The sequence below is a fragment of the Novosphingobium rosa NBRC 15208 genome (genome assembly GCF_001598555.1).
GTDB lineage: Bacteria > Pseudomonadota > Alphaproteobacteria > Sphingomonadales > Sphingomonadaceae > Novosphingobium > Novosphingobium rosa.
This window is the reverse complement of sequence record NZ_BCZE01000103.1, coordinates 1-21,901: the sequence shown is the minus strand read 5'-3', so window position 1 is coordinate 21,901 and position 21,901 is coordinate 1. Positions and strand designations below refer to the sequence as shown.

Below are 21,901 nucleotides of genomic sequence, written 5' to 3'. Positions count from 1 at the left end.
GTCGAGCCTGTCGCGATAGGCGGGCAGGTCGGTGCGGATCGCGCCGCCTGCCGGATGGATGATTTCGGAGAGCTTGCAGGCAATCTGCGGGCGGTTGGCGAAGTTGCGCAGCGCGGCCTGATAGGCTGCCTGATCGCCGGGTTTCGGGTCAAAGGCGGGCAGATGGTCGATCACGATGCGCAACTGCGGCACCGCATCGCTGACCCGCAGCGCCGCTTCCAGCAGGGCGACATCCTGATTGGCCGTTTCCAGCACCAGATCCGCATCGGCAAGGCGTTTCAGCCCATCGAGGAAGGTCGGGTTGCGTGATTGCGCCGCGAGATCATAGTCCCACAGATTGCCGTAGCGGATGCCCCGGAACAACGGATTGCGATGAAACCGCCCCAGCAATTCGGCGAAATCGGGGTTTTCGGGGCGCAGATTGCCGATCATGCCAAGGATGATCGGGTTGGTGGCGGCCTGCTCCAGCACCCAGAGGTTGTCCTCCACCCATGGGCTGGCCTCGACCACGATGGCGCCGACGATGCCCAGTGGCCGGGCATGGGCGGCATAGGTTGCGGGCAGCGATCCGGCGCTATGGGTGGGGGATGTTTCGGGCCCGGCATAGGGCACGCTCTGAGGCCGTTTGGGATCGAAGAGATGGATATGGGCGTCGATGATCGGTGTTGTCGCGGCGCTGCCGAATGCCGATCCGGGCAGCAGGCTGGCGGCGCTGGCGGCGATCAGGGCGCCGCGGCGGGAGAAGGTGGCTGTCGTCATCACGCGATCCATTGGGGCTGAGGGCGCGAGGTCCATGCAAACAGCATGGCCGCGCCAAGGAAACACAGAAGGGCAAGCGCCAGAATGCCCGCCGTGGCGGAGTGCAGTGCCCCCTCGATGGCGACGCGCACATTGGGCGCCAGAAACGATCCCGCAGCGCCCAGCGCGTTGATCAGGGCAATCGCGCCTGCCGCCTGAGCCTTGGGCAGATGCTTGCTGGCCAGCGCCCAGAACACCGGCTGCACCGCGATAAAGCTGGCGGCGGCCAGGCTCAGGCTGGCCATCAGCAGCACCGGGCCGCTCGCCCATGCCGACCCTGCCAGACCCACTCCGGCGGCGGTGAAGATCAGGGCGGCGATCAAGGCGTGCCGCCCGGTGCGGTCGGCCAGCCATGGGAAGATCAGCGTGGCGATCAGCGCCGCCGTCCATGGCACCACCGACAGCACGCCGACTTCCCAGCCCACGCTGCGCCCGATGATGGCGGCGATCTGGCTGGGCAGGAAAAAGACCAGGCCATAGACGCTCATCTGGATCAGCAGATAGATCGTGCCCAGATACAGCACCGGCCCCGAGCGCAGGGCGCGCATCAGGCCGATATGGTGCGGGGTGCCATGCTCCTGCTCAAGCTGGGCCTGCAGGGTGAGCTTTTGCGCAGCGGTCAGCCAGCGGGCCTGCTCCGGCCCGTCGGGCAGGTGAATGAAGGCCAGAACCCCCACCAGCGAGGCCAGCAGGCCCTCGACCAGAAACAGCCATTGCCATCCGGCCAGCCCCAACTGCCCGTCGAGCTTCAGCAAGGCCCCGGAGATCGGGCCGCCCAGAATAAAGCTCAGCGGCGCGCCGACATAGAACAGCCCCATGGCCCGGGCGCGGTACTGTTCGGGATAGAATTTGGTGAGATAGAAGACCACGCCGGGGAAGAAGCCCGCCTCGGCGATGCCCAGCAGAAAGCGCAGCAGGTAAAAGGATTTTTCGCCCCGCGCGAGGAACATCGCGGCGGAAACCAGCCCCCAGCTGACCATGATGCGCGCCAGCCAGATCCGCCCGCCAAAGCGCTGCAGCAGCAGGTTGGAGGGCACCTCCAGAAAGGCATAGCCGGTGAAAAAGATCGAGGCGCCCAGCGCATAGGCCGCATTGCTGATGCCGGTCTGCGCCTGAAAGGCTTCCTTGGCGAAGCCGATGTTGGTGCGGTCGATAAAGGCCAGCACATACATCAGCAGCAGAAAGGGCATCAGCCGCGCATTGAGCCGCCCGACGATCCCGGCCAGCGACACGCGCGTTACCCGCTCCTGCTGTGAATCAGGGACCACGGCACCACTCCATCCGCGCCGCGTTTCGTGGATCGCAGCATCGAAAAATCCTGTTATGTGGGAATGGATGCCGTATGTTGGGGTTATTGGCAATCTTTATTGTGGCCTTATGGAGCCGCAGCGGTGCTTTCCCGGACAATCAGCCGATGCAGCAACTTGATCGAGGCGAGATCGCGCTTCTCCCCCTCCAGCACTTCCAGCAGCAAATTGACCGTTGTTTTGCCCAGGTTTATCATGGGCTGGCGCACGGTCGTCAGCGGTGGGTCCATCATGCGGGCGTAACGCGTGTCGTCAAAACCCACCAGCGAAACGTCCGCAGGGCAGCGCAGCCCCAGCCTGCGCATGGCGGACAGCGCGCCCATCGCCAGCTCGTCGTTGAAGCAATAGATGGCTGTGGGGCGGTCCGGCGCGGAGAGGATCTCCAGCGTGCGCTTGAAGCCGGATTCGGCACGCAGCCCCCCGGCGGTGACGCGCAGCGCGATGGGCTCGGGAAAGCTGGCCGCGCAGTCCAGCGCGCCCTTCAGCCTTGCGCCGTCCAGCGTGTGATTGTCCGGCCCGGCCAGAATGGCGACATGGCGATGGCCCAGCCCGTGAAGATGGGTGATCACATCGCGCGAGGCTGCCGCATGGTCGATGTAGACGCTCAGCACATTGAGGTCCGGGTCGTAGTCATGCCCGTTGACGATGGCCAGCAGATCGGGCGAGCGCTTCACCGAATAGCGCAGGGCTTCGGGCACGCCGCTGGCCAGCACGATCAGCCCGTCGGCCTCTTTGCGCTGAAACATGTCGGCATATTGGTTCTCGCGCGCCTTGTCATACTGGGTGTCGCCCAGCAGCACGGAGTAGCCCGCCTGATGCGCGCTTTCCTCGATGCCGCGAATGACCACCGAATAGAACGGGTTCGAAATATCCGGCACCATCACCAGAATCTTGCGGGTGCGTGTGGTGCGCAAGATCTTGGCCGCCGCATTGGGCGTGTAATTCAGCTTGGCCACGGCTTCCTGCACGCGCTTGCGCGTCGTTTCGGACACGATATCGGGCGCGCTGAGCGTTCGGGAAACGGTGGCGGTGGAAACGCCTGCCAGAGCGGCAACATCCTGAATGGTGGCCATGGCGCTATCCCTGCCTCACCACAGGCGGCCTGACAAGATGGTGGTGGGGTGGCTTTGTGACGTCACCGGCGAGTCGCAAGGCTTGAGCAGGGGGCAAGCAAGCTATCCTTGGAAAACATCGTCAGGAAATTCAAAGTGATGGCATTAAAGACCATCAATTGTCTTTTGCTGGTTGACACAGAAGACATTCTGATGAGACTAAAAGCATAAGATAAATGTAACGGATTTCATAAGGTCCGTACAGCGAGAGGCAGGGGCGATGGGCTTGACAGTGGGACCGCTGAGCGCGGTCGACGCGCATGGCATGGCATTCCAACCGGATCATCAGATTGTGGCCAGCAGCGAAACGCTTGGCTGGTCGTCGCTCTATGCCTCGCGGCAGATCGAGCAGCCATATCACGGAAAATTTTCAGCACAGAACAGTCACTTCCTTGCGCTTCACCTGACCGGGCCGGTCACCATCGAGCGCGAGCTGGATGGCGGCGTGGCACGCGCCAGAGTTCGTCCGGGGGGCATGTTCCTGATGCCCGCGGGCTGGGATTTCGGCGTTCGGCTGGATGCGCGGCTGGAAACCCTGCGCCTTTACGTGCCGGACAGCGTGTTGCGCAAAGCTGCGGCGGAATTGTGCAAGGGCGATCCCGAGACCATCGAGATTTTACCACGATTGGGCGACCATGACCTGCTGATCGAACGCCTTGGCCAGACCTGCTGCCGCATGTTGGCCGAAGGTCTGGGCGATTACTTCGCCGATGGCATCGCACGTTGGATCGCGGCGCAATTGGTGACGGCCCATTCCAGTGGACTTCGCCGCGCCGAGCCCAAGGTGAATGGGTTGACGTCCTCCCAACTCAAGAAGATTTCGGGCTTCATCGAGGAGCGGCTGGAAGAACAGCTCAATATTGAGGACATTGCCGCAGCCATCGGCCTCAATCCCATTCATTTCGCGCGGCAATTCAAGCGCTCGACCGGCAAGCCGCCCTATCAGTTCGTGATCGAAAAACGGGTCGAGCGTGCGCGAGAACTTCTGGCTGCCGATATGCCGATTGCGCAAGTGGCGGCGGCGGCGGGTTTCAGCCATCAGGAGCATCTCACACGCGTCTTCGGGCGGCAGACCGGGATGACGCCCGGCGCCTATCGCCGCAGCCTGCTCCACTAAAGCGTTTTGTCATTTTATGGATATCATTCTCATAAAATGACACGGGATCGGCAATTTTAGGCAGGCCCGGTGCGGATCGTGCAGGACATGCGCGAGGGGCCCATCGATACGTAACCTTATCCAAACACAGCCAATAAGTGATGGAAAGAGGGAGTGCCGATGTCTGCCAAGCGTAAGGCGCAATTCTTGCGTTTCACCATCTGTGCCGCCGCCGCGGTGACGTCGGTTTCGGCGTGGGCACAGGCGCCCGCACCGCTGGAGGAGCAGTTCCGCGATCCGCCGGAAAGCGCGCGGCCGCGCGTGTGGTGGCACTGGATGAACGGCAATGTCACCAAGGATGGCATCGCCAAGGATTTCGCCTGGATGAAATCCGTGGGCATTGGCGGCATGACCAATTTCGACGCCAATCTGCGCACGCCCCAGATCGTGCCTCAGCGGCTGGTCTATATGACGCCGGAATGGAAAGACGCCTTCCATTTCGCCGCCAGCGAGGCGGAAAGGCTGGGGCTGGAGCTGACCATCGCGTCATCACCCGGCTGGTCGGAAACGGGCGGACCCTGGGTGAAGCCCGAGGATGGCCTGAAAAAACTGGTGTGGAACGAGACGCGGATCGCGGGCGGCAAGCCTTTCAGGGGCCGCCTCGCCGCCTTGCCGGGCATCACCGGGCCATTCCAGAACATGCCCATTCCCTCGGGCATTCTGGAATCGCTGACTGGCGGCAAGGCCGCCGAAGCACCCACATACAGCGGCCCGATTGCGGTGCTGGCCGTGCCCGATATGGCCGTGGCAGAGGGCGCGCCCAAGGGCTTTGTCTCGGGCGGCAAGAGCATCGATCCCGGCCATTTGCGCGGCGACGATCTGGTGACCGGCGTGGATGTGCCGCGCGGCACGGCGGAGGCGCCAACCACAGTCGTCTATCAGTATGATGCGCCGCAAACCATGCGCTCGGCCAATATCTTTATCGCGGGCGCCAAGACGATGTTCGCCAAGGCGACTTTGGCCGTCGCGCTGGAAGCCAGCGAAGATGGCAAGAGCTGGAACAAGATCGCCGATGTGCCCATGACCGAGGTGCCCAGCACGGTCAGTTTCGCACCGGTGACGGCGAAAAACTTCCGTCTGGTTTTGACGCCCCTGCCCTTCAGCGGTTCCAATCTGGGCGCTCCGGCAGAGGGGATCATCGACGTCAATCTGCTGGCACCGCCCAAGGGCGACACGATCTCGCTGCGGCAATTCCGCCTCTCCAACGCCGCCGCTATCGACCAGTTCGAGGCCAAGGCTGGCTTTGCGCTGGTCAATGACTATTTCTCGCTGGGCGGACCCAAGGATGGCGCGGCGGGGCCGGCGGCTTCGCAGGTGATCGATGTCACCAGCCACGTGAAGCCCGATGGCACGCTGGACTGGGTGGCGCCGAAGGGGAATTGGCGGATCATCCAGATGGGCTATTCGCTGCTGGGCACCACCAACCATCCCGCCCCGCCCGAAGCCACCGGCCTTGAGGTCGACAAATTCGATTGCGAGGCGGTGCGCCGTTACATCGACCATTATCTTGCGATGTATAAGGATGCCGCCGGACCCGGCATGTTGGGCGCGCATGGTATTCGCGCCTTGCTGACCGACTCCATCGAAGTGGGCGCGGCCAACTGGACGCCAAAAATGATCGAACAGTTCAAGGCCCATCGTGGTTACGATCCCACGCCTTGGCTGCCGACCTTGTCCGGCGTGCTGATCGGCAGCCGCAACGATGCCGACCGTTTCCTTTTCGACTATCGCCGCACGCTGGCCGAGCTGATGGCCTCCGAGCATTACGGCACCATCGCCAAGGCCGCGCATGAGCAAGGCCTGAAAGTCTATGGCGAGGCGCTGGAAGACAATCGCCCCTCGCTGGGTGACGATATGGCGATGCGCACGCATACCGACATCCCGATGTCCGCCATGTGGACCTTCCCGCGCGACAAGCAGCCCAACCCAAGCTATGTCGCCGATATCAAGGGCGCGGCCAGTGTGGCCCATATCTATGGGCAGAATCTGGTTGCCGCCGAGAGCATGACCTCGGCCCTGACCTATTGGGCGGATTCGCCGCGCACCCTGAAGCATGTCATCGATCTGGAATTCGTGACGGGCGTGAACCGTCCCGTGATCCACACCAGCGTCCATCAGCCGGTGGATGACAAGGTGCCGGGCCTGTCGCTGATGATCTTCGGCCAGTATTTCAACCGGCATGAGGCCTGGGCGCCGCTGGCCAAGGCCTGGGTCGACTACATCAGCCGCAATGCGCTGATGCTGCAACAGGGCCGCAATCTGGCCGATGTCGGCTATGTCTATGGCGAGGAAGCGCCGCTGACGGGGCTCTATGGCCGCCAGCTTGTGGCCGATGCTCCCAGGACGCATGCCTATGATTTCGTGAACAATGATGCGCTGAACAAGGCCTTGGCCAATGATGGCGCGGAGCTGACCACGCCGGGTGGCGCGCGCTACAAGGCGCTCTATCTGGGCGGTTCCTCACGCGAGATGTCGCTGGCGACGCTGCGCCGCATCCATGCGCTGGTGGAAGGCGGGGCCACGGTGATCGGGCTGAAGCCGACGCACAATCCCAGCCTTGCCGATACCGCCAGCCCGGAGGCGAAGCAGGCCTATGATGCGCTGCTGGCCCAACTGTGGCCGGGAGCGGGGATGGCCACGGTGGGCAAGGGACGGGTGATCGCCTCGGGCGATGTCGAGGCGGCGCTGGCCGGGATCGGCGTGGGGTCCGATTTCCGCTACACCGGCGGCCAGGCGGACAGCGATATTCCTTTCCTGCACCGCAAACTGCCCGATGGGGACGCCTATTTCCTCGTCAACCGCCAGCTGCGTGATGAGACCATCGGGGCGCATTTCCGCGTCACCGGCATGCGGCCCGAGATCTGGCATGCGGAAAGCGGCAAGTCCGAACCGGTCAGCTATCGCAGCGAGGGCGGGGAGACCGTCGTGCCGCTCACGCTGGCGGGCGAGGAGTCGCTCTATGTGGTGTTCCGCAGGGCCGGCCCGGCTTCGGCTGTGGTGGCGCCCAAGGCCTCCGTGCCGCTGGGCCAATTGGCCGGGCCGTGGACGGTGGCGTTCCAGCAGGGACGCGGCGCGCCGTCATCGGTGTCTCTGCCGCAACTGGCCGGGCTGGAGCAGAATGCCGATGCCGGGGTGAAATACTTCTCGGGCGTGGCGACCTACAGCAAGGATTTCGCCGCGCCCAAAGGATGGAAGGCCGGGCAGCCGCTGTGGCTCGATCTGGGCGATGTGCATGAACTGGCCGAGGTGAGCGTGAACGGCACGTCGGCGGGGATTGTCTGGCACAAGCCCTATCGGGTCGATCTGGGCAGGCTGGCGCATGCGGGCAGCAACCATCTGACGGTGCGGGTGGCCAATCTGTGGATCAATCGGTTGATCGGTGACGCTCAGCCCAATGTGACCAGCAAGGTCACCTGGACCGCTTTGCCGACCTATCGCCCGGATGCGCCGCTGAGCCCGTCGGGCCTGCTGGGGCCGGTGACGTTGCAGGGTGAGGGGAAATAGGGCTCGTCGACGGGCGGGGCTTCCCTCAGCCCCGCTGTGTTGGTGAGAAGACTGGCGGCTCGGGGTGATCCCCGGGCCGCCTTTTTGCGCGGGTGGTCTGACGACGAGCGCGGCACCCGCCGTGAAGCGGCCCTTTGGACAGGGGCTGCCAATCCAACGCAGCGCTGGCACTCAAGGGATTGCAAAGGGCGCCCCAGCTGCTTGGGGCCCTTGGTCCGCCGGAGGCGCACCTCCTTTCTACACGCACAAAAAAGCGGCCGGGAAAACAGCTTCCCGGCCGCCACGGAAGAGAAGGCAATCAGAACTTGTGCTTCAGCCCGAACTCGAATGTCCGCCCCAAAGTCTGGCCCAGCCCGGTGCCGTCGACGGTGCCGAAGCCCGCGCCGGTGACGTTCTTGTAGGAGGGGTCTTCATTGGCGACATTGTTGACATTGAGCGTCAGCGTGGTGCCGCTGAGCGCCCCGGCGTCCTTGATATCATAGGCGAAGTAGAGGTTGACCGGATGGAAGGAGTCCACATGCGTCTGGACCACGGAACCGGTGGTGATGGGCGCGATATCGAAGCCTGCCGAATAGTTCATGGTGGCGCGCATCGTCAGATTGCCCACGGTGCCGCCCAGCGCCAGCGCCAGCTGCATCCGGCTCAAACCGCCCTGATCGGGATCGAACGCGCTGATCTGACGGGTTCCGCCCACCGCAAGGCTGGCGTTCTTGAGGTAATAGGTGCCCGCCACCGAGCCATTGATCGAACCGAAGCTGGTGGGGTGCTGGTAGGTCATCTTGAAATCGAGGCCGCGGTAATAGAAGTTGCCAAGATTGGTGCGGGTGGCATTGAAGATCGCATAGGGCGTGGTGCCGTTGGCGATGTTGTTCGCCGAATAGAGCGTGGCAAGACTGGGGCCCTGCACATGCTCATTGCCGATCAGCGCCTGCGCCTGCGCGAGCGTGGGGTTGAGGACATAAGTGCTGGCGAAAGCGGGGGTGGTGAAGATCGAGGGCGAGTAGAAAGGATAGATGTTGATGGCGTGGAACAGGTTGACCGCCCAATAGGTCACGCTCATCGACAGGCCGGGGACGAATTTCGGCTTGTAATCGGCGCCGAAGGAGTAGGTATGCGCCGTCTGCGGGCCGATGTTGTTGCCGCCGCCCGCCAGCAGGATGGTGGGGCGCCCGATGTTGGCGTTGAAGTTCGATCCCACCGGCTGATAGGGGCTGGAGAGCAGCACCTGCGCGCGGCTGTCGATGGCGCCGGCCTCGTCCTGCAGGCTGGGGGCGTTGAAGGAGGTGCCGTAATTGCCGCGCAGGGTGAAGCTGGGCGTGGGCTGATAGGTGAAGCCGATCTTGGGGTTCACCGTGCCGCCAAAGTCGCTGTAATTGTCATAGCGGATCGAACCGTCGAGGTTGAGCGCATAGACCAGGCTGTTGCGGTTGTCTGACCCGAAAACAGGGACATACAATTCGCCCCACACCGATTTGGTGGTGCGCTTCTGATTGGCGAAAGCCGCGTTCGACAGATCGCCCGGCACGGCATCGGCCTGATAGGCGACACTCTTTTCATGCGAATATTGCGCGCCCGCCGCGACCTTCACGGAACCGCCCGGCAGATTGAACAGAGGGCCGCTGACATCGAGGCGCACCTGCTCAAGCGTCTGCTCATTCTGCGCGAATTGCGCGAAATTGGTGATCGACTGGATCACGGCAGGGTTGGTTGCGGCAATGTTGTAGGGGTTGAGCGCGGTGGCGGTGTTGGTGGAGGCCAGAGCGGCGGATTCGGCGGCGGCATTGACCTCTGCGGAGCTGGCATTGGTCTTGCTGTGGCCGTAATTGCCCAGCAGGGTGACATCCCAATGGTGCCCCATGTCGAATTTCAGCGTGGGGGTGATGCCATATTCCTGCGTCTTGGTGGTGTTGACCGCAGAATTTCCGTTGGTGGCGGCGTAATTATACTGCACCGTTTGCGATGTCGCGCCGCCGACCGGGATAAAATAGGGATTGGCCGAGGTAATCGTACCGCTGGAGGCAAGCTGGGCCGTCAGGATGGTGGTGTCGCGGCGGGTCCAGAAGGCGGTGACGTCGAGCTGCAGACGGTCGGTGAGGTGCTGGGTCAGCGATCCGAAGACCGAATTCTGGGTTTCGGCGGGTTGCAGGTCGGTGTAAAGGTCCGCGTCGCATTTGTTTTGTGTGTTGGGGGCCAGATTGGGCAGTGCGTAATTGACGCCATTGGCCACCACATTGCCGGGGTTGCAGTTGGTGACGCGATTGTCGCTGCCGCCGAAGGGCGTCAGATTGGTGCGGTAATAGCTGCGATACCGCCCGAGAAGATCCGAATTGTGGCGGTTTTCATAGGAGAGGATGAAAGATCCCGATCCCCAGTCCTTGCCCGCCGTGGCGTTGAAGTCTTGCTTGTAATAGTGATTGGCAAGGCCATAATGGGCATCGACTTCGAAGCCATTCATATGTTTGCGCGTGATCAGGTTGATCGTGCCCGCAATGGCGTCCGAACCATAGAGCGCCGAACCGCCATCGGCCACCACATCGACCCGCTCCAGCATGCCGGCGGGGATGATGTTGATGTCAGGCGCGGTCTGCAGAATGCCCACGCCCACCATATTGTGCCCGTTGAGCAGCAGCAGCGTGGCCGCGCCGCCCGCCGCGCTGATGTTGCGGATGCTGGGGCGCACGCTGGTGCCGCCGCTCAGCCCCGTGCCGGGGGTAGGCAGGGCGTTGAAGGCATTGGAGATTTCCGGCACCGTCGCCATTACATCCAGCGCGGTGGTGGCGCCCGAGGCGCCGATGTCGGCGCGCGACACGGCCACCACATTGGTGCCGACCGGCGCGATGCCCTTGATCAGCGTGCCGGTGACGACGATCTCATTGTCGCTGGGCCCGCTGGGTGCCGATGGAGCAGGCGCGGGATCGGTCGCCGGCGCCGTTTGCGCCATGACGGTGGAGGCCAGCATGGCCAGACTGGAGACCGAGGTAGCATAGATCAGAGTTTTCAGCATAAGCCCTCCCAACGGATGCAGTTCTTTCGACCGCATTTGGCGTGTGACATGGGACCGGACTGGCCGGATCAACAAGAGTTGAGGGCAGTCCGGATCTTGTCTTTGAAGGTACAGGGGGAGGCAGAGGCCATCCTGCACGAAATTTCCCGGCCATGCACAAAACGGATTTGGGATCGCGATTCACTATTTGGTGTTGTCTTGGCGCAACACGAGTCTGTCCATGGTTTTGAACAGGAGTTTTTCCATATATTGGGACAATCAATGTCATCTTATTGATGAAGATTGCCAGCCTTGTTGCTACTGAAGGTTCACAAAAGCTCCACCATCGACCAGCAGCGACGCGCCCGTCACATAATGCGCCATATCGGAGGCGAGGAAGACGATCGGCCCGGCCAGATCTTCGGGCTGGCCCAGACGGCCCAGCGGGATGCGCGCTTCCATGCGGTGGCGTTTTTCCGGGTCGGCCAGATCATCGCGGTTGATTTCGGTCAGGATGGTGCCGGGCATCACGGAATTGCAGCGTATGCCATGCCTGCCAAGGGCGATGGCCGCGCTTTGCATCAGCGAATGGACGCCTGCTTTCGTGGGGGTGTAATGCGTCTGGAATTCGCCGCCCACCAGAGCGGAAATCGACGACACCGCCACGATGGCCCCGCCGCCGCCCTGTTTCACCATCTGATTGGCGGCGGCCTGCACCATATGATAGGCGCCGTGCAGATTGACGCGGAAGGTGCGCTCCATCACCTCGACGGGCATGTCGAGGAAGGCGTGAAACGGGCAGATCCCGGCGTTGGAAACGAACACATCGACGCCGCCAAAAGCCTCCACGGCCTGCGCCACAAAGTCCCGGGCCGTGGCCGGATCGGCGACATCGCCGGGCAGCGCCAGCGCCTTGCGGCCCAGCGCCTCGATGGCGGTCACCACCTCTTGCGCGGCGGCATCGCTGTGGAGGTAATTGATCGCCACATCCGCGCCCTGGCGGGCGGCTTCCAGGGCGGTGGCGCCGCCGATGCCGGTCGATCCGCCGGTGATCAGCACGCGCTTTCCTGCCAGCAATGTCATCGATGCTCTCCTGTCGGGGTAGGGCCTGTCGGGATGGGGGATCAAGGCTGCGGTTTCAGCAGCCCGCGATCCTTCATCCAGGCGTAAAATTCCTCGATCCACAGATCGCTGGTCTTGCCCTGCTGGCGCATGCCGAAGCCATGGCCGCCCGCCTCGAACAGATGCGCCTCGACCGGGCGGTGCGCGGCCTGATAGGCGGCGATCAGCCCCAGATCGCCACCGCCGGAAAAGGGAGCGAAGAAGGGATCGTCCATGGCGATGGCGGTGAACATCGGCGGCGCGTCGCGCGGGATGGCGCGCGCGCCCAGCGGGCCGTAGACCGGGGCAATGAAGTCCGGGCGGCTGGCGGCGTCATCGCTCAGGCCTACGCTGAGCGTGGTCATCGCGCCCGCGGAAAAACCCGCAAAGCCAATGCGATGCGGATCGATATGCCATTCGCCGCCGCGCTGCCTCACCAGTCGCACAGCGGCGCGGGCATCCGCCAGCGCCTCGGGCGGCGTTGTGGGCACATTCCTTGCGCCGCCGCCCAGCAGCGCCGTCAGCTGGCCCAGAAAAGCCGCTGGGTCACGCGGGGTGGGCTTGAGGCGATAGGTCAGCACAAAGGCGGCAATGCCGTGATCCGCCAGCCAGCGCGCCACCTGATAGCCCTCGCTGTCGATCGAGAGCATCATGAAGGCTCCGCCCGGCGCGACCACCACGGCCGCGCCGCTCGCCTTGGCCGGATCGGGCAGGAAGGGCGTCAGCGTGGGGGCGGTGACATTGCGGACGATGCGCGCGCCCATGAAGCTTTCCCATTGTTCACCGGCGTCCGCCGCATGCGGCAGCAGGGGGATGGCATGGGAATCCTTTCCGGAGGGCACGGCGGTGATGGGCATGGCCGGGCCCGAGGCTCCGACAGCAGGTGCGGCTGGATTGCCCTGCGCGGCGGCCAGCGAGGGCAGAAGCAGCCATGCGGCCAGAAGGGGAAGCTTGCGGCGCGGGAGGGGCATGCGGCGTCCTTTGTTGCATCGTCACGCAGCCCGAGGGCAGGCTGACGGGCGATGGCCGCACAATGAAAGCGAAGGCGTGCATCGTCCTGCATGAATTTGACGGATCGTTTTTTCGGGCCGCGCGATCCGCTGCGTTTTGTGCAGGATCGTGCTTGCTGCAGCGTCAACCATTCCGTTCAAGCTTTGCTTCAAACCTCTGGGGCAGTTTCCACGCAGGGATCAGGCTCTTCTCGATGGGGATCGAGGAGTGGAACGGGGGTTTTCTCATGGAGATGTGCTGCTTGCGGCGCCTGCAGCGGCGTGGCCGCCCTGCGCGCCCGATGATGATGGCGCTGGCTGTCGCAGGGGCTTTCGCGGGGATGGCCGGGCTGGCGCAGGCCAGACCGGTGCTGACCACCGATATCATCTCTCAGGACAATGCGGTGGCGATTGCAGGCGGGCTGGGCGCGGCCTCGGTGCAGCGGCAGCTCGATGTCGCTTTCGTCAATCTGGACACCAATGCGGGCCGCCTGCGCTATGGCGTTACCTTCCAGTATGGCAGCGTGATGGTGGTCAATCCCAACGACTATATCGGGCATGAGGCCGATCACCGCAGCCTGCGGGTGGATCGCGAGATCTATGTCGGCGCCACCTCCAGCCTGCGCATGCATGGGCAGTGGCGGCTGGTGGCGGGGGCGGGGGCGCTGCAGCTGCGCATGCATGACGGTTTCGATGACAGCACGCGGCTGTGGTTCCTGAATGAGCCGGAGCTGATGGGCTGGCGCGGCAACATCGGGGTGCAGCATCCGCTGGGCCCGCTGACGATGACCATGGGCTGGCAGATGACGCGCTATCCGGGGCAACGGCAGGGCGATCCCTCGCAGCCGACGCGCGGTTCTTCCAGCCGTTTCGGGGTGGATATCACCACCACGCTTTGAAGCGCGCTTTGAGGATTTTTCGCCTGTGAAGGGGCAAATACCCACTGTGAGATAATATCACATCTTGCCAAGGGCGCGGGAAAGGCGGACAGCGCCGATGAACCCCCGCTCTCGATGGAAGGATTGCCTTATGCCTCACCCAGCTTCTCGTTCAGGCCGGGTGCTTTTGGCTGCAATGCTATGCGGCTGGTCCGCGCTGGCCCTTGCCCAACAGGCTTGCGCCCAGAGCGGGCAGGCCCCCGCCTATCAGCCGCGCGAGACGTTCGCGCCTTTCGATATGGGGCAGGCGGTCAATCCCTATCGCTCGCCCAATGGCCTGCCGGGCCCGGCCTATTGGCAGAACCGCGCCGATTACGCGATCCATGCGAAGCTCGATGAGAAGGGCAGCGGGCAGGGCCCGGTCCTCTCGGCCAGCGAGGACATCGACTACACGAACAACAGCCCCGACACGCTGGATGTGCTGTGGGTGCAGCTCGACCAGAACATCTACAAGGCCGACAGCCGGGGCAGTTTCGCCGGAGGCCGCCCGCGCCCCACCTCCACCGATGGCTTTGTGCTGGATGGTGTCGAGGTCGAAACGAAAAGCGGTTTCGTGCCGGTCCATTCGGTGGTCAGCGACACGCGACTGAGGGTCGATCTGCCCGCCGCTCTGGCGCCCAGGGGCGGCAAGGCCAGGCTGCGCATCCGCTATCATTTCGCCATTCCCGGCAAGTGGGGCGGCCGCATGTCATGGGGCATGGCCAAGGATGGGCCGATCTATGATATGGCCCAGTGGTATCCGCGCATGGCCGTCTATGACGATCTGCGCGGCTGGGACACGCTGCCCTACATCGGGCAGGAGTTCTACCTCGAATACGGTAATTTCGACTATTGGGTGACGGCGCCCGGCACCATGCTGGTGGCCGGTTCGGGCGAGCTGATGAACCCGCAGGAGGTGCTGACCGCCACCCAGCGCGCCCGGCTGGAGAAGGCCCGCGGCAGCGACGCCACGGTGATGATCCGCTCACCCGCCGAGATCACCGATCCCGCCAGCCGGCCCAAAGCCGATGGCACGCTGACCTGGCATTTCCATATGAACGACACGCGCGATGTGGCCTTCAGCGCCTCCTCGGTCTTTGCGTGGGATGCGGCGCGGATCAATCTGCCCGGCGGCAAGACGTCGCTGGCCATGTCCTTTTATCCCGCCGAAAGTCAGGGCAACGATCGCTGGGGCCGTTCGACGGAATATGTGAAGGATACGGTTGAGCGCATGTCGCGGCGCTGGTCGGTCTATCCATGGCCAGCGGCGATCAATGTGGCTGGGCCGTCCTCGGGCATCGAATATCCCGGCATCGTGTTCGATGGCATCGAGGACGCGGGCAAGACGCTGTTCTGGATTACCGCGCATGAGATCGGCCACAGCTGGTTCCCGATGATCGTGGGCTTCGACGAGCGCCGCGACGCCTGGATGGACGAGGGCTTCAACACCTTCATCGACACCTATGAATCCGACGATTTCAACAAGGGCGAATACGCCCCCAAGCGCGACAGCGAATTCGCGCCGGGCGGCGGCAATCCGGTGGACGAAATCCTGCCCACGCTGGCTGACCCGCAAGCCCCTCCGATCCTGAGCCGCGCCGACACGATCATCGAAAAATACCGCCACCCGGTGACCTATTTCAAATCGGCGCTAGGGTTGAAGCTGTTGCGGGAGGAGATCCTTGGACCCGAACGCTTCGATCCCGCCTTCCGCCGCTTCATCGACGCATGGCGTTTCAAGCATCCCAAGCCCGCCGACTTTTTCCGCGCCATGGAAAGCGAGGCGGGCGAGGATCTGAGCTGGTGGTGGCGCGGCTGGTATCAGAACAACTGGCAGCTTGATCTGGGGATCGACAGGATCGCCTCCGATTCTGCCAAAGGTTCCAAGGGGGGCACCACCGCGATCACCGTGGCCAGCCATGACCGGCTGGTGATGCCCGTCACGCTGCGGGTGGACTTCCGCGACGGCACGCATCGCGATTATCGCCTGCCTGCCGAAAGCTGGATCCGCCAGCCTGTCACCACCATCACCATCGAACCGGGCAAGCAGGTCGTCCGCGCCACGCTGGACCCGCAGCACCGCATCCCCGACCGCGACCGCAACAATGACAGCATGACCGCGCCGGGGCAGTAACCCGGACGAAGGGGGAGGTTTTCCGGAACCTCCTCCTTCGGATCGGCGTTTCATTCATCGCCGGTCATGGCTGCCAGCGCTAGGGACCGGGAAAGGGCGGCCATCCGGCCTGCCTGAAACGCACGCGGAGCAGCATGAAACGCCTTTCCCTCAGCCTTGCTGCCAGCCTGTCGATGCTTTCCGCCGGGGCGGCGCTGGCCGATCCGGCGCCTTTCGATCTGGCCGGGCCCGACATTCGCGTCAGCGTCACGCGCCATGGCGTCACCCTGCCCATCGCCGCCGTGCCGCATCTGGCGGCGGGCGACAAGGTGAAGGTCGAGGCCGCGCTGCCCAGCGATGAAAGCGCGCATTACCTGCTGATCGCCGCCTTTCTGCGTGATCCGACCAATCCGCCCCCCAACGCATGGTTCGACAAGGCCGAGGCGTGGAAGCGCGCCGGCCATGGCGGTGGCCCCATCGAACTGACCGTGCCGGACAATGCGCAGCATCTGGTGCTGTATCTGGCACCGGAAACGGGCGGCGATTTCAAGACCTTGCGCGATGCGGTGCAGGCCCGTCCGGGTGCTTTCGTGCGCGCGGCGCAGGATCTGGAGCAGGCCTCGCTAGATCGCAGCCGCTACGATGCCTATCTCTCGGAAATCAGGCGCATTTCCGCCGCGCAGCCCGATGCGCTGGCCCATCTTGCCCCGGTGGTGGCCGACAGTCTGCGCATCAAGATCAACGAGGCCTGTCTGCAACGCCAGAGCGAGCTTCAGGCCAATTGCCTGCTCGATTCCAAGCAATCGGTGGTGCTGGGCAGCGATGACAGTTCGGCCAGCAGTTCGCTTTCGGCCTCGGCGACCGATCTGGCGCTCAGCCTCAGCGCGACGCCTCAGGGCGGTTTTGGCTATTTCAGCCCCTATATCAGCGCGGTGCGCGACATTGTCGGCATTTTCGGCGCGATGCGGACCGCCAAGTACCAGTACATTCCGGCGTTGGGGGCCGCGCATGAGGACAGACTGTCGCTGGCGCTCAACACGCCGCCCTCCTTCGCCAATCCCAAATCGGTGCTGATGGCCGCGCTGCCTGCGGTGAAACCGGCCCCCCCGCCGGTGCTGCATGTGGCCTCGGCGGCCAATCAGCCCTGTTTTGCGGCCAAATCCGCCACGCTGGCGATGGCGGGCGCGCCGCTGCTCTATGCCACGGCCTATGGGCGTGATCTGGCGCTGCGGGTCCACCTGAAAAGCGGCGACATCGATCTGCCGCTCACCCCCGATGCCTCACGCGGGGGGCTGGTGATCGGCCAGCCCGCCACGCCGGTGCCCGATCTGTCTGGCCCGGTGACGGCCACGATGCATGGCATGTGGGGCTTTGACAGCTTCACCGGGCCGGAGGTGACGCTGCAATCCGCCGGAAACTGGCAGTGGAAGCCGGATGGTGCGCCCAAGGGCGATGGGCAGCTGCTGCTGACGGGCGCCCCGGTCTCCTGCGTGACCGGCGTGACGCTGACGCCCGCGCATGGCGCCGCCGTCCCCGTGCCGTGGAAGGCGGAGGGTGGCGGTCTGGCCGTGACCCTGCTCGCCGCGCAGGGCAAACAGGAGCCTGTCACGCTGACCGTCCTCGGCCCCGAGGGCACCCATCCGGCCAGCGTCACGGTGGAGCCTGCCAAGGTGGTGCAGCCCGTCGCCCGGATCACCGCGCACAGTTCCGAGCCGCTGCATGCCGAGCCGGGCGGGGCGCTGGAGCTGTCCCTGGGCAGTCCCGATGAAATTCCCGCCGACACCCGCCTCAGCTTCACCCTGAAAGCCCGCGAGAAGGAACATTTCAGCCCGCGCGATTCTGTGGAGGTGGCCACCGTCAATGGCGAGGCCAGCACGAGGCTGAGCATCGGCAATGGGCTGACGCTGGTGGATCAGGGCATAGTGGTGGCCAATCTGATGCCGGCTCAAGCCTTGGGGGCCTCGGCCTTCGGGCCGTTGCGGGCCCGGCTGGTGCGCGGCGGCGTGGCTGGGGAGTGGATGGTTCTGGGCTCGCTGGTGCGCCTGCCCAAGCTCAGGCAGGTGACTTGTCCGGCCGATCCCGCCACGGCTTGCAGCCTCTCTGGCGAGGGGCTCTATCTGCTGGCCTCCATCGCGGCGCGGCAGGATTTCGACGGCGCGGTCAGCGTGCCCGAGGGTTTCCCGGGCTTCACCCTGACGGTGCCGCGTCCCGCGCCGGATGGCACGCTGTTCCTGCGCCTGCATGACGCGCCCGAGGTGGTGAACCGCCTGCGGGTCAGACATGGCGCGGCAGCCCCGCAAACCGGCGTGCCGCCCACCATCGTGGCGCCACCAGCCAAGCCATGATCTTGCCCGAGAGCAAGGGGCGCAACACCAAGCCGCGCCCCGATGTGATTCAGGGATCGAGCGGATCGAGCGGGTCCACCCGCAGCGAGGAGATCGACGGGCGGAAGACCAGATCATAGGGCGACAGGCGCTTGCCCACCGTCCCGGGCAGATAGCCCAGTTCCTTGCGGTTGCGCGCCGCAAAGTCGGGGTTTTCGATCATCGCGCTCTGCTCGGTGTTGGTGACGATCAGCGTGTCCTTGTCTAGCGGCGCGCCCATCGCCACCAGCCGCCGCGTGACATTGCGCAGATTGGTGGTGGTGTGGCGCGCATAGGGATCGATCACGATGACGGCGGCGGGCACGTTGAATTCCTCGATCAGCGCCTTGCGCAACTGCACCGCCTCCACGAAGCGGGTGCCGCGCGGATGGACATTGGCGCCGCTCACGATGATGAAGGGGGCAAGGCCATCGGCAAAGCGCTGCGCCGCCATGCGCGCATTGAGCTTGCTGCGCGGGCTGATGGGCACGCCCACCTCTTCGGGCCCCACGCCGGGCACGATGATCGCGCTGTAGCGATAGCGGGCCCAAGGCGTGGTCTTGGCCCTGGCCAGCGCCTCGGCATTGTATTTGGCGTCGAGCGGCTCGAAGGCGGCGGGCTCGTCGCGGTCATTGGCGTCGAGCAGGGCGATGGCCACCGCGATGCTGGGGTCCAGCGCGGTGACCGGATCCTGCATGCCGCCATGCGCCAGCTCGACAGCGAAGCGCAGGTTGGTCAGCGCCTCCTGCCCGGTGCCCTTGCCGGTGACGGGGCCATCGATGGCGACATAGCGCGCGGGCTGGCCCTGGCCATAGACGGCGATGATCGCGTTGATGCCCACCAGCTGTCGGCGGATATCGCCTTTCGCGCCGTCATCGGGGGCCTTGTAATGAGAGGCAGCGTCGATGAGGGCCTTGTCGGCGATCAGGGCGATCTCGGCCTCCTGCCAGCGGGCGGCGTCCATCAGGCAATGGGCGTCTTCCCGGCAGGCGTCGATGCGTGCGTGGCGGGCGGCCAGCATGGCGCGCACATCCTCGGGCAGCCGTGCGCGCGCGACCGCCTCCAGCGCGGGGAACATGGTGCCCGCCATCGCGTGCCAGTGGGTGTTGGCGACCGGGGCTGCCTGCCCCGGTTGCGCGACGAGCGCGGCGGCCAGCGCCGCGAGCGTGAGGGCCGCCTTCATCACCAGCTCTTGCTCAGGATGAAGCGGAAGTTGCGGCCGAAGATCGGGCGGCCATAGATGGCATTGCCCGTGCCCTGACCCGAGAGAATGTCGGTGCGGGTGTTGCCTTCGGTCAGGCCATGGGCGTTGGTGATGTTGTCGCCCACCGCCTGGAACTGCCATGTCCCGCGTGAGGCGGTCAGCCCCACGCCGAAGGTGCCATAGGCGGGCAGGGCGGTCTGGTTGAAGAAGTCGACATAGCGCTTGCTGGTGTAGCTGTAGGTGCCATAGATTTCAACATGGTTGCCGCCCATATCAAAGGCATAGTTGGGGCGGATGTTGCCGAACAGCTTGGGCTCGCGGATGATCTGCTTGCCGTTGACCTGTGACGGATCGGCGCCGCTGGTGTTGGTCAGGTTCTTGTATTTGGGGCTCTGCACGGTCAGCGATCCGGCCACCGAGAGGCCGCCCGCAATATGCAGCGCGCCATCCATCTCCACGCCCTTGACCACCACGTCGCCATAGAAGGGCACGGTCTGGTCGTTGCGCCCGGTGGTGGGGTTGAAGGCCACGAAAGAGGCGTTGTAGGGGTTGAACTTGGTGTAGAAGCCCGTGAGATAGAGGTAGGACCGGCCGAAGGAGGCCTTTAGCCCGGCCTCGAACTGGTTGGCCTTGGTGGTCAGGATCACCGGATCGACCGAGGCGGCCACCGTCGCCGTGGGCGGGATTTCCAGATGCGAGGCGCGGACATAGCCGCCGAAGTTGCGGGTGATGTCGTAATTGGCGCCCACCGTCCAGTTGGTGATCTGGGGGCTCAGCTTGTGCGGCTGGATGCTGCCGTTGAAGCGGCGGGTGGCGTCGTCGGCCAGCGTCGAGGCGTTGCCCAGATTGGCGGTGGAGGTCAGCAGCGCATAGCCATCGAAGGTGTAGCCTTCATGGCGGATGCCGGCATCGACGCGCAGACCCTTGGCGATGGTCCAGGTGTCATTGGCGTAGACGGCATACATCTTGGCATCGACATTGCCCTGGCTCAGCGTGCTGGCATCGTTGAGCGCGCCATTGTCGGTGACATAGCCCAGCACACCGCCGCTGGCCGAATAGGCCACCATATCCAGCGTGGCGGGCTTGCCCTTCACCTGCACCATATAGTTCTGGTAGACGCTGAACAGCGTTTCGCCATAGGCGCTGGCGTAGAGGCCGACCTTGACGTCATGCGCACCGATGCCGGTTTCGAACCTGTGAGTCAGGCTGAAATCGGCCTGACCCGAATAGAAGCTGGATTCGACGGCGCGATACTGGCCCTGCATCACCAGACCGGAGTCGGCGGAGGGGTTGTAGGCGGTCTGCCCGTTGGTGCCCGCGATGGCATAGCCGATGCGGCTCACGCCCGAACCGAAAGCGGTGCGCGCCGCGCCCAGATAGGAGTTCGCGAAAGTGTTGGCGTCGACCGGATTGGTGGTGGAGTAGAAGGCGTCGAAGCTGAGCTTGCCCTTGGTGAAACCGGCCTTGGCCGAAACGATCCAGCCGTTGAAATCGCCGTCATACTGGATGCCCAGATTGCCGAACTGCATATGGCGGCCATTGCCCAGATCGCGGTGCAGCGTCTGGCGCGAGCCGCTGGCATCGAGATAGCTGATGTTCACATTGCGCAGCGCGGGCGAGTTCATCGTGCCGCTGAAATAGTTGATGTAGGGGTTGAGGCTGGTGGCCGGATTGCGCGGATCGGCGGTGGGGATCGGCAGATAGAAGACGTTGTGATCGTTCAGGTAATTGGCTGTGATCTTGATCGAGCCATTGTCGAAATCATGCTTGATGTTGGCGCGGATCTGCCCGCCCTTGTCATTGGGGAAGCCATTGTCGCGATAGCCGTCATTGTAGCGGATGAAGCCGCCGATGGCGTAATAGGTCCGGTCGCCCAGCTTGCCCGACTGCATCAGATCGAGGCGATAAAGCCCGGTGGTGCCCAGCGTGAGCTGCGCCTTGCCCTTGGGCGTTTCCCCGCCCGAAACGGTCAGGTTGTTGACGATGGCCGCCGCCTGGCTGGCATAGATCGGCGCCGGGCCGCCGCGCACGGTTTCCATCCGCGCATCCATCAGGTCATAGCGCTGAAGATCGGCGGCGCGGAAGAAATAGCCGTCGCCCTCATGGAACAGCGGCAGGCCGTCCTGCTGGAAATAGGCATAGCCGCCATCGGTGGGGATGCCGCGCACGCGGGTGATGTTCTGCACCTCGCCGCCGGTGGGCTCGACCTGGATGCCGGGTAGCTTGCCCAGCAGATCGGCCATGCTGGCGGGGGCCAGCTTCTGGATTTCGGCCTGCGAGAGCGAGTTGACCGCATAGGACACGTCGAAGCGGCGCTCCGCCCGCGCCGAGCCGGTGACGACGATATCGGCGGG

General features: G+C 64.3%; 13 protein-coding genes. 5 read left to right on the top strand and 8 right to left on the bottom strand.

The window, feature by feature from the left end; translation table 11 throughout:
* From SR3_RS27360 to SR3_RS27350, 3 genes are all read right to left on the bottom strand, one after another.
* A partial coding sequence (locus SR3_RS27360; RefSeq protein WP_157099152.1) for an amidohydrolase family protein occupies nt 1-759 on the bottom strand: 759 nt, incomplete at its 3' end.
* On the bottom strand, nt 759-2,066 hold the full coding sequence (locus SR3_RS27355; RefSeq protein WP_068093557.1) for an MFS transporter: 1,308 nt from the start codon (nt 2,064-2,066) through the stop codon (nt 759-761). The genes SR3_RS27355 and SR3_RS27360, both read right to left, overlap by 1 nt.
* 107 nt (nt 2,067-2,173) lie before the next feature.
* Nucleotides 2,174-3,178 carry a LacI family DNA-binding transcriptional regulator gene (locus SR3_RS27350; protein WP_068093555.1) on the bottom strand — a complete coding sequence of 335 codons (1,005 nt, stop codon included), beginning with the start codon at nt 3,176-3,178 and terminating at the stop codon, nt 2,174-2,176.
* A gap of 304 nt (nt 3,179-3,482) precedes the next feature.
* Between SR3_RS27350 and SR3_RS27345 the strand changes: the two genes are divergently transcribed.
* Together SR3_RS27345 and SR3_RS27340 are read left to right on the top strand one after the other, a co-directional pair.
* On the top strand, nt 3,483-4,334 hold the full coding sequence (locus SR3_RS27345; protein WP_245654126.1) for a helix-turn-helix domain-containing protein: 852 nt from the start codon (nt 3,483-3,485) through the stop codon (nt 4,332-4,334).
* A 159-nt stretch (nt 4,335-4,493) separates the two neighbouring features.
* Nucleotides 4,494-7,877 (top strand): glycosyl hydrolase, encoded by a 3,384-nt coding sequence (locus SR3_RS27340; protein WP_068093547.1) that lies wholly within the window; start codon nt 4,494-4,496, stop codon nt 7,875-7,877.
* Nucleotides 7,878-8,175: 298 nt separating this feature from the next.
* Here the strand turns inward: SR3_RS27340 and SR3_RS27335 are convergent, their stop codons facing one another.
* From SR3_RS27335 to SR3_RS27325, 3 genes are all read right to left on the bottom strand, one after another.
* The gene (locus tag SR3_RS27335; RefSeq protein ID WP_068093545.1) at nt 8,176-10,881 is read right to left on the bottom strand and encodes a TonB-dependent receptor domain-containing protein; all 2,706 of its coding nucleotides are present in this window, start codon (nt 10,879-10,881) and stop codon (nt 8,176-8,178) included.
* A gap of 297 nt (nt 10,882-11,178) precedes the next feature.
* Nucleotides 11,179-11,943 carry an SDR family NAD(P)-dependent oxidoreductase gene (locus SR3_RS27330; protein WP_068093541.1) on the bottom strand — a complete coding sequence of 255 codons (765 nt, stop codon included), beginning with the start codon at nt 11,941-11,943 and terminating at the stop codon, nt 11,179-11,181.
* A gap of 41 nt (nt 11,944-11,984) precedes the next feature.
* Nucleotides 11,985-12,932, bottom strand: a complete 948-nt coding sequence (locus tag SR3_RS27325; protein WP_084455969.1) for an alpha/beta hydrolase — start codon at nt 12,930-12,932, stop codon at nt 11,985-11,987.
* A gap of 281 nt (nt 12,933-13,213) precedes the next feature.
* Here SR3_RS27325 and SR3_RS27320 point away from each other — a divergent pair, with 281 nt between their 5' ends.
* The 3 genes from SR3_RS27320 to SR3_RS27310 all read left to right on the top strand — a co-directional run bounded on the left by SR3_RS27320 (nt 13,214) and on the right by SR3_RS27310 (nt 18,325).
* Entirely contained in the window at nt 13,214-13,849 is a 636-nt protein-coding gene (locus SR3_RS27320; protein ID WP_157099151.1) for a hypothetical protein, read from the top strand.
* 175 nt (nt 13,850-14,024) lie between these two features.
* Nucleotides 14,025-16,001, top strand: coding sequence for a M1 family metallopeptidase (locus SR3_RS27315; protein WP_068093533.1), 1,977 nt, complete (start codon nt 14,025-14,027; stop codon nt 15,999-16,001).
* 134 nt (nt 16,002-16,135) lie between these two features.
* A complete protein-coding gene (locus SR3_RS27310; RefSeq protein ID WP_174549209.1) occupies nt 16,136-18,325 on the top strand; it encodes a hypothetical protein in 2,190 nt (729 codons plus the stop codon).
* 49 nt (nt 18,326-18,374) lie between these two features.
* On the opposite strand, the gene SR3_RS27305 is transcribed toward SR3_RS27310, so the two are convergent.
* Both SR3_RS27305 and SR3_RS27300 read right to left on the bottom strand, forming a co-directional pair.
* The gene (locus SR3_RS27305; RefSeq protein ID WP_084455967.1) at nt 18,375-19,526 is read right to left on the bottom strand and encodes an ElyC/SanA/YdcF family protein; all 1,152 of its coding nucleotides are present in this window, start codon (nt 19,524-19,526) and stop codon (nt 18,375-18,377) included.
* A partial coding sequence (locus SR3_RS27300) for a TonB-dependent receptor (protein WP_068093531.1) occupies nt 19,526-21,901 on the bottom strand: 2,376 nt, incomplete at its 5' end. The genes SR3_RS27300 and SR3_RS27305, both read right to left, overlap by 1 nt.

Excerpts from the sequence above, each read along its gene's own strand:
- SR3_RS27340 (WP_068093547.1), top strand. The coding sequence starts at position 4,494 with ATGTCTGCCAAGCGTAAGGCGCAATTCTTGCGTTTCACCATCTGTGCC.
- SR3_RS27335 (WP_068093545.1), bottom strand. The coding sequence starts at position 10,881 with ATGCTGAAAACTCTGATCTATGCTACCTCGGTCTCCAGTCTGGCCATG.
- SR3_RS27305 (WP_084455967.1), bottom strand. The coding sequence starts at position 19,526 with ATGAAGGCGGCCCTCACGCTCGCGGCGCTGGCCGCCGCGCTCGTCGCG.
- SR3_RS27330 (WP_068093541.1), bottom strand. The coding sequence starts at position 11,943 with ATGACATTGCTGGCAGGAAAGCGCGTGCTGATCACCGGCGGATCGACC.
- SR3_RS27350 (WP_068093555.1), bottom strand. The coding sequence starts at position 3,178 with ATGGCCACCATTCAGGATGTTGCCGCTCTGGCAGGCGTTTCCACCGCC.
- SR3_RS27325 (WP_084455969.1), bottom strand. The coding sequence starts at position 12,932 with ATGCCCCTCCCGCGCCGCAAGCTTCCCCTTCTGGCCGCATGGCTGCTT.
- SR3_RS27345 (WP_245654126.1), top strand. The coding sequence starts at position 3,483 with ATGGCATTCCAACCGGATCATCAGATTGTGGCCAGCAGCGAAACGCTT.
- SR3_RS27315 (WP_068093533.1), top strand. The coding sequence starts at position 14,025 with ATGCTATGCGGCTGGTCCGCGCTGGCCCTTGCCCAACAGGCTTGCGCC.
- SR3_RS27310 (WP_174549209.1), top strand. The coding sequence starts at position 16,136 with ATGAAACGCCTTTCCCTCAGCCTTGCTGCCAGCCTGTCGATGCTTTCC.